The sequence below is a fragment of the Bradyrhizobium sp. AUGA SZCCT0158 genome, from assembly GCF_018130065.1.
Taxonomy (GTDB): domain Bacteria; phylum Pseudomonadota; class Alphaproteobacteria; order Rhizobiales; family Xanthobacteraceae; genus Bradyrhizobium.
The window spans coordinates 1-8,083 of the sequence record NZ_JAFCME010000057.1; the positions used below are offsets into that span (position 1 = coordinate 1).

Consider the following 8,083-nt stretch of genomic DNA (forward strand, 5'->3'; position numbering starts at 1 on the left):
CGATCGCGGCGTGAGACCGAACCGGTCCTGGCTTCTCACCGACTTCCTTGGAAGGGTGTTTTTACACGGCCAAGACCCGAAGCGGACATCGTTCTCTTACGCGGCGTGCCTCCTACACAAAAAAGGCCGTCGTACGCTCAACCAGCCAGTAGGCCGCCATGATGCCTATAGCGTAGGCGACGGTCACATCGAGCCGGTCGAGTGATGGCTGTATACGCGCAGGCTCCAATAGTTTTGACGCCACAAAGCGTAACAGGGATATCAACGACAAGACTGCGGCAACGAAAATGAGCTGTCCAATCTCAACTCCAACATTGAAAAACAGCAGCGCAACGGCGATCGAATGTTGAGGTAATCCCACCTCAGCCAGCGCGCCGGCAAATCCAAAGCCATGCAGGAGGCCGAAGGAGAAGGCAACGAGCCATGGCAGGCGCGCGGTCAAACTCGGCTTCCCACGGCGGGCGTTCAGAATCTCGACCGCAACCAGCATGATGCTGAGCGCTATGGTTGCCTCCAGGGGCGGTCCCGCCACATTCACAAAGCCCAGCGCCGCCGCTGCGAGGGTAATGCTGTGCGCGATCGTGAATGCCGTAACCGTAATGGCCACGCGCCCCCAGCCTCGTACGAGAATCACCAGCGCCAGCACAAACAGCAAATGGTCGAAGCCGAAAAGAATGTGTTCGACACCCAGATGCAGGTAGGTCGCTGCGATTTCCCAAGCGCCGGGCACGGCTCGAATGATGAATGCCGTCTTCGTTGGAGAAAGCCGTTCGGTCTGTACTGCGCCGGCAAGGCTTTCGATCCGAACCAGTACATCGGTCGATGTGGCCGATAGTCCGTTGATGGATACCGGCTGCCCTATAAATCCTCCCTCCCGCCGAATGGTACGGCGTTCAACATAGACCCCGTCGCTGAACGATGCACGGGGCGGCCCTACATCCTGAGTGCCCTCGGGCAGTTTGACGTAGATCGCGAGCCGCAAGTCTTCCCCGCGCGCAGGGATTTTGAAAAGCAAATTATACTCGCCGGAGCTGGTCTGGCGCATTTCCAGATAGCCGGGCCGAAGTTCATCCGAGATCGCGGGTTGCGCCAGCAGCACCGCCAGAACAGCAATGAACAAACGAAAACGGGTCATCGACCAACGTCGGCTGACGCCGCCTTGGAAGGAGGCGCTTCCACCACGATTTCGTAGCGCTCCCGTAGCGAGGCATACAGCTTCTGTTCTGCCTCAAGGCGCCGCGCGTTCGCCCACTCTCGGCGGACGGCCGGCCGGACATCATCGAGCGGCGGCAAGCTGCCGGAAACTCGTTTGCTGATAAAGACGAAATGCTGTCCAAAGCTCGAAGAAACCGGCCCCTGCCAGCGCCCGTTTTCCATCGCGAGCACCCGTTTGGCGAACCTTTCACCAAACTGGTTGGTTACCTTTGTTGCCGAGAAGCCACGAAACTCCTCGCCAAGCAGAAAGGGATCGCCGAGTGTCGTCGTATCTACAGCCGCGTCGGCACCAGCTAGGACGCTCGCAACCTGTTTGCTGTCGCTCTCGATGGTATTGGGGCGCCGCGTGGCGCTCAGGAAGACCTGACGAAATGTGATTTGATCGTCGGATCTGAAGCGCTCCGGATTGGACGCGAGGTAAGCGGCAAGCTGCTCGTCGCTCGCTTCAGGCATGTCTGCGGCAAGAAATTCCATCTTCTGCCGCACGCGACGACGAATGATGACGTCGTCTCGGTCGAGCCCGGCCGCTCTGCCCTCGCGGTAGAAGACTTCGTCGCGGATGTAGTCTTCAATCAGGCCCTGCAGTTCCTGCTCGCTCGGCGGCCGCCGCCATGTCCGCACAAATCCGTCGCCGAGGTTGGCGATCCGCGAGGCGGAAACCACGATTTTCTCGGGAGCCTCTGCATTTCGCTTGCCGACGAGACCGTAAAGCGCGAATAGCGTCGCACCAAGCGCGAGAAACTGAAATAACGGCTCTCTCAGCAGCCGAGCGATCAAGGCGTGTACCAGATCGGCGAGGTGTAGGCGCGTTCGGTGGTCGTCATCCTGACTTCCGCCGGCATTTTGACACTGAAGTATTTTGCGTCATAAGCCGTCCAGCGCGGCGTCGGAATTTCGATCACCCGCACATAGTAGAACGCGCGCAATGCTGGGTCGAAATCGGGATCCTTCCATACCGTGATCATCTCGCCCGCGCCGATCGTGTTGGTCCATGTCGCGTTTGCGACATCGACCGTGCTGCCGACGGATGTTCTGCTGCGGCCGTCGGCGTCGATCGTGCGGCCTCCAGACACTGCGACATCATAGATGCGCTCCTGCGGCTGCCCGTCCTTGCCAACCCAGCCCTTGATGACCTGGATGCGATCGAGATTTGCGCCGATCGGATCCTTCAATGCGGCTACAAGGAACGAAGGCGATTTTCCCGTTGGCGCATCGCTCAAATCGCCACCCATCGGCACGCCCTTGGTGTAGCCAATTCGCGCCGGCGTGCGGTTGTTGGCATCGGCAGCCTCGAAGTCCCAGCCGCCGAAGAAGCGAACCGCCATGCGCGACCCGGTGGTGGCGTAGGTCTCACGCCGCTTCATGGCGTCGAAAATCGCTTCACGGGTATTTTCAGTTGCCCATACCGCAGCGTAGCCGGAGGCCGTCGTCTCCCAACCCATGATGACGGCAATATTGGTCTTGACGAAGGGATGCGTCGCCCGGCCGGCACTCGGTTCGGCAGAAGTTGTCTTGCCGAAGAAATTGTCCTCCTCGACCGCCGCGAGTCCGGTATGCGCATCGGTACTGCCGACCAGGCCGAACTTGTAAGGGTTTACGCCAAGTTCGGCTTCCATTTTGAGCCCGTTCTTGAGTGCTGACCGGACATACTCGAATTCTAGCATCTCCGGCTTCTTCACTTCGGTCAGGTCGAGGTTGCCCTTGTCCCAACGTTCGAAGTTTGCAAATTCATCGTTGGGCGAAAGAAATGGGTGGGTCTCGCCATCGCCTTTCATTTGGGTGGCTTCGTAGAGCGGCTCCCAGCGGGTGCGGCTCTCCGCATATTCGCGGTCGATTCGTTTGCCATTGAAGGACTCGATGATTGGAAACATCCGGCCGTTACTCAGGTTGCCGTTGTGGGCCAGCGCAAGAAGTTCTGCGCCGGTTTTTTCCTCAACCATCGCCATCCACTTCCATAGATCACGGGGGTTTGCACTGCCGAGCGGCGGCTGCGTGGTGAAGGGTTCGACAAGGCTCGCCTTGGCTCCGTTGTCGCGCCAGATGACGTTGCGATGAAGGTTGTTGCCGCCCTCGCCCGAGGTCCATTCATAACCGATGAAAGCACTGAATCGGCCGGGCTCATTGGCTTCGTCGGCGGCCTTGATCGTTTCGCGCCAGGCGCTGCGATAGGCCGGCGTCCCCGGCGTGGGGAATCCCTTGGGCAGTTGGCCCCTGCCGAAGCTGGTGATGATATCAACGGCCGCCTGCGCACCTTTACCGGTACTGATTTCGTCGAACCATTTCCGACCCTGCGGCGTCGCCAACAGGACTGGGTCGCCCCCCATCAATTGCGGGAAAAAGCCCATGCCGTCCGAATGATCCGCGACCACCATGAAATCCAGCGGTCGCGAAAGTTTGGCGCGTTGACCGCTTGAAGCAATTACTTCCTCGCCCTTGGCAAAGCGGTAAGCGTCCTTTGGACCCAGGCGCGCGCCGAACGCGCCCGCGTCCATCGAGTACGAGGTGTGTGTGTGCGTATCGCCGAAGTAGGGCCGCGACGGAAAATTGCGCCCGGCATAGGGTGAATAAGGCGGCTTCGTCGGAAACACCTTATCGGCAGTCTCTTTGCTGAACGTGCCGATGTCCGTCGTCACATCCTCCGCGGCCACCGTGGTTGCAAACATGCTTGCGGCACAAATGGCGGCAAGTGTGGCTGCGGAAATCGAAGGCAAACGGATCATCATAGGTGCCCCTAAGAATTGGCTTTAATAAATTTCGAGCTATCGCGATGTTAGGCCTTCCCGAAACCGCTGGGAAGCGCGCAGAGCTCTATATGGTCAGGCATGCTACCGTTTCCGGAGTTGCCGTAACCGGCGCCTCCGTCCGAGAACGCCATATGGTCCATTACTTGGTAGCGATCCGGCGGGTGGGGGCCACAGTGCTGGTGGGCGCCATCGGCGAGATCGAGAATGTCAGCCAGGTATTCCAACCTGATGGCCGGTTGGCGGCTTCAAACTCGCCGTAACCTTTCAGGTTAAGATAACCCTGCATGTCGCCTACCGGAAACAGGAACCCGATCTGCGGCCCGATTCCCAGAACACGCGACCGGAAGCCGCCCAGGATCGGATGGGCGCCGAAGTCGTCCGTGATCTGTTGATATCCATACCCCACAAGACCTACGAACACCTGCTTCGACAGAAACTTCGAAGCACCCCAATCGATGTGGAAATCGATGCCGTTCTGGTAATTCGTATCCTTGTTCTTGAAATTATAGGTAAAACCCGCGACCGCCGAGAATTCATGCCCCGTTGCTGGATTGAAGTAGGTGTAGCCGCCGCCGCCATCGATGGCGGCGTGACCGATGCCGAGATTGGCAAGGCGGCTGGAATCGTAGGCGCCGACGGGGATGTCGCCCGTTACATAGGTCATGAAGTTGTGCACGCCGGCGTTCCACTTCAACGTCGCCTGCGGATAGAGGTCACCGACGGAAGTGATCGAATCTCCTAGGAAGCCAGTTCGAGTCGCGAAAAGGGGTCCGACCGCCGCCGTCAGCGTCCCATCGATGCTGGCGCTCGACCGCCCGAACAAGCCAGTTACGCCAATGGCCAACTGTCCGCCCAAGACAGGCGTTCCGAAGGTGTAAGTGGGATTGAGCAGAATGAGGTCGGCCTGCGCCTTCAGGTTCACATTCAGATCGACATTGACCGTCGCCGGGATTCTGCCGATCTGAATTTCTCTTGCAGCCGCCGCAGCGCCCGACGCCCCGACAGTGGTGTGATAATACACCTCCGCCATCGACCAGCCGGGCACGGTCGGCGCTGCTGCGAGGCTGCCGAAGCGGCCGGGGACCCAGTACGATACCCCGGCTTGATCGGCATGAACCGGCCCGGACAGCGTGCCGACCGTCAGCGCGGCGGCGCCGAGACCGGCATGCATGAGCCAGCGACCTGTCCTTAGCTGGGATTTCCCATGTGCCATGTCGCATCCCCCGCAGCGAGTTATGTCTGGACATGGATTGAATGCCTGACCGCATGTCAGTGCAATGCAAAAACGGATTGGCGGAAACGTCGCGCTTTGATGTTGCTCGAAAGCCACTTAGTGAAGACCGATTGAGCCAGGCCCTCTGGCATTGCACCATTGAGGCCGTGCAGATTGGCGGCAAACCGCGGTCCGCAAGCATCGCGCTGACCCAGCTATGAAGCACCATTTGCTATTTGGTCTCCTTCGACGCAAACTCGGCCAAGGCGAAAGGTAACTCAAGACCGCTAAGAAGTTTAATCTATTCCTGCGGGCTTATTGATCTTGCGAGGCCCATGTACGCGGATCGCGACAGTTATATCGATCTTCTAAAGCCAACTCTGCGCTCAGTTAGCAACGCGTTGCCGAAAAGTCTTCGAAGTCTTTAGGGCTTGCGAACCCGAGAAGGGCATTAAGAAAAAGCAGTGACCGAGAAAGGCTCCGGCTAAATCAGTCGGCGAAACAGAGGAGGTCAGGATGAAGATTCGGTTCGCATTATCGGCGCTACTGAGCACTGGGTTCATGGCCGCAGGCAGTGTACCGGCCAGTGCCGTAGTGTACTGCCAATACGTTTCGTATCCGGCTGGATGCATCGTGAGGCCCGGCGTCGTGCTGCGGCCGCGACCTGTCGCGCGAGCGGTGGTAACTCCCGGCCTCGGTGCCCCTGGTGTCGGAGTGCGGGCAGGAACGCCGATGAATCGTGGCGGTCCGGTAAATCGAGTCGGCAGGCGCTGATATTCCCGAAGAGTCATGCGTTGATGCATCCGGGCGAATACCTGCAAGACTGCATGTTCGTCGTTGGCCGAAGCTGACGGACGTAATGGCCCGCCTTTGTCCATGTTGTGCAAGCGAAGTATCTGCGCTGCCGTTTGCTTTCGCCTACTGCAGCGACGGTGTTGACCGATAGCCTTCACCTCACAGGGCTGATTGTGAGGCGCCTGACCGGGCTACGGCTTTGCGGAGGGAACATGATTGCAAAAGCAAGACGAGTGGCCCTGCTGCTGATAACGATCTTGGCTGTAACGCTTTTCGGTTCCTTAGCATTGGCGCAGACCGCACGCCCTGGAGCAGAAGCAACGGATGTGCAAGCGGCCGGCAAGATCGATTGGCGGGAGCAGTACGCCTACACGCTGGGTGTACAGGCCTATATCTTCGGCTTTCCTTACGTATATCTACCAAGCCTGCGGGCGGATTGGGTCACCCGGCCCAAGTCCTCTAGCGAATTACCGCTGTATGCACCCATCAATCATTTCAGCCATGTGAGAGCGCTGGCAGATGCGTCCTATCGGGGCGGCGGTTCGCCCAATCAGGACACGCTTTATTCGACGGCCTGGCTCGACGTCGGAAAGGAGCCGCTGATCCTTTCACATCCGGACATGGGCGACCGCTACTTCGCATTTGAATTGGCGGGCGTGGACTCGGACAATTTTGCCTACGTTGGCAAACGCACCACGGGCGGCAGGGCTGGAAGCTTCGCCATCGTCGGCCCCGGCTGGAAGGGCGAACTGCCGGAGGGGGTTAACGCATTGGCTCCGTCGCTGACACCGACCGTGCTGATCTTCGCACGGACGCTGATCGACGGCCCGGCCGATGCGAAGACGGTCAATGCGCTGCAGGATCAGTACTCCCTGATTCCGCTCAGCCTATGGGGAAAGAAGGACGCCATGCTGCCGGCGAGCCGCGACGTCTGGCAACCCTTCGATCCGAAAACCGATCCACTCGCCGAGTGGCGGACCATGAACCGCGCGATGACCGAGAATCCGCCCGAAGCGCGCCTGGACAAGTTGGTCGGACTGTTCGCAAGGATTGGCGTCGGTCCCGGGCAGGACATCGATCAAATGGACGACGCGACCAAGCGCGGACTCACACGCGCCGCAGTCGATGGCCGACGATTAATCAAAGCCGCCATCGATTCGGGCCAACTCGGCAGGCAGGTCAATAACTGGAACATTCCGCCTCGCACTTTAGGGCGCGCCGGGCTCGTGGACGATTTTCTGCTGCGTGCCTCGATACAGGCGATGGGCGGCATCCTCTCCAATGAGCTGGAGGAAACCGTTTACTACAACACGACGAAGGACGGCGCAGGACATACCTTCGATAGCGGGAAGAACTACACGATCCGGTTCGCCCCCGGCCAACTGCCGAAGGTCAACGCCTTCTGGTCGCTCACGATGTATGACCAGACCTTCAACTTCACGGACAACCCACTCAATCGCTATTCAATAGGCGATCGCACCAAAGGCTTGAAGAAGGACGCCGACGGCGGCTTGACCCTCTACATCCAGCGCACCTCACCGGGAAAGGACAAGGAGTCCAACTGGCTGCCGAGCACACAGAACGGCGCATTTTTTCTGATCCTGCGGACCTACATGCCCGGCGCCGAGATCATCGAGCAGAAGTGGGCGCCTCCTCCTGTCGTCGCGACGGCGCGGGAGACAAAGTAGTTTTCGATGGGAAGCGGACGACTTAGCCCGCAGTACTCTCCGGGGTTTCTTCCGTTTCTGACTGAGTGCCATCACGAAGGGAGAGAATAAATGAAAATCCCGGCGCGGACAATTCTGATAGTCGTGGCGATGATCAGTCTAAAGTCGGTATCTCCTGCACAGGTGCCCAGCCTCTCGATGACCCCAGAGCAGTTGCAGGAGCTTGAGAAGAAGGGGTTTCAGGCAGACCCGAAGATCTTGCAGGATATCGCCACGGCCGGCCGACCACTCGGACGCTGGAAGGAAGGGCTCATGTTTGACGGCATCGCACCGATGCCGTGGCTGAAGAGCGCAGCCAACTGGACCCCGGGTACGGAAGAGGTGCAGCCGGAAGAAATCCGCGTGACCTTCATGGGGAGTTCGCCCTTGCCACGACCGGGCCAAATGGG

General features: G+C 59.2%; 7 protein-coding genes. 3 read left to right on the top strand and 4 right to left on the bottom strand.

Annotated features, from left to right (window positions below; genetic code table 11):
• Positions 1 to 112: 112 nt before the first annotated feature.
• From JQ574_RS34645 to JQ574_RS34660, 4 genes are all read right to left on the bottom strand, one after another.
• Positions 113 to 1,135, bottom strand: coding sequence for a HupE/UreJ family protein (locus JQ574_RS34645; RefSeq protein WP_212296726.1), 1,023 nt, complete (start codon positions 1,133 to 1,135; stop codon positions 113 to 115).
• On the bottom strand, positions 1,132 to 1,992 hold the full coding sequence (locus tag JQ574_RS34650) for a peptidyl-prolyl cis-trans isomerase (RefSeq protein ID WP_249119799.1): 861 nt from the start codon (positions 1,990 to 1,992) through the stop codon (positions 1,132 to 1,134). Before JQ574_RS34650 ends, JQ574_RS34645 begins: the two co-directional genes overlap by 4 nt.
• Positions 1,989 to 3,938 carry a DUF3604 domain-containing protein gene (locus JQ574_RS34655; protein WP_409363453.1) on the bottom strand — a complete coding sequence of 650 codons (1,950 nt, stop codon included), beginning with the start codon at positions 3,936 to 3,938 and terminating at the stop codon, positions 1,989 to 1,991. The genes JQ574_RS34650 and JQ574_RS34655 overlap by 4 nt, the downstream gene beginning before the upstream one ends.
• A 160-nt stretch (positions 3,939 to 4,098) precedes the next feature.
• Entirely contained in the window at positions 4,099 to 5,130 is a 1,032-nt protein-coding gene (locus JQ574_RS34660; protein ID WP_212215229.1) for a transporter, read from the bottom strand.
• Positions 5,131 to 5,688: 558 nt separating this feature from the next.
• Between JQ574_RS34660 and JQ574_RS35420 the strand changes: the two genes are divergently transcribed.
• From JQ574_RS35420 to JQ574_RS34670, 3 genes are all read left to right on the top strand, one after another.
• Positions 5,689 to 5,946 (top strand): hypothetical protein, encoded by a 258-nt coding sequence (locus JQ574_RS35420; RefSeq protein ID WP_249119800.1) that lies wholly within the window; start codon positions 5,689 to 5,691, stop codon positions 5,944 to 5,946.
• A gap of 233 nt (positions 5,947 to 6,179) precedes the next feature.
• Positions 6,180 to 7,655, top strand: a complete 1,476-nt coding sequence (locus JQ574_RS34665) for a DUF1254 domain-containing protein (RefSeq protein WP_212215226.1) — start codon at positions 6,180 to 6,182, stop codon at positions 7,653 to 7,655.
• 90 nt (positions 7,656 to 7,745) lie between these two features.
• Positions 7,746 to 8,083 (top strand): hypothetical protein (locus JQ574_RS34670; protein ID WP_212215223.1); only part of this gene is annotated, 338 nt, incomplete at its 3' end.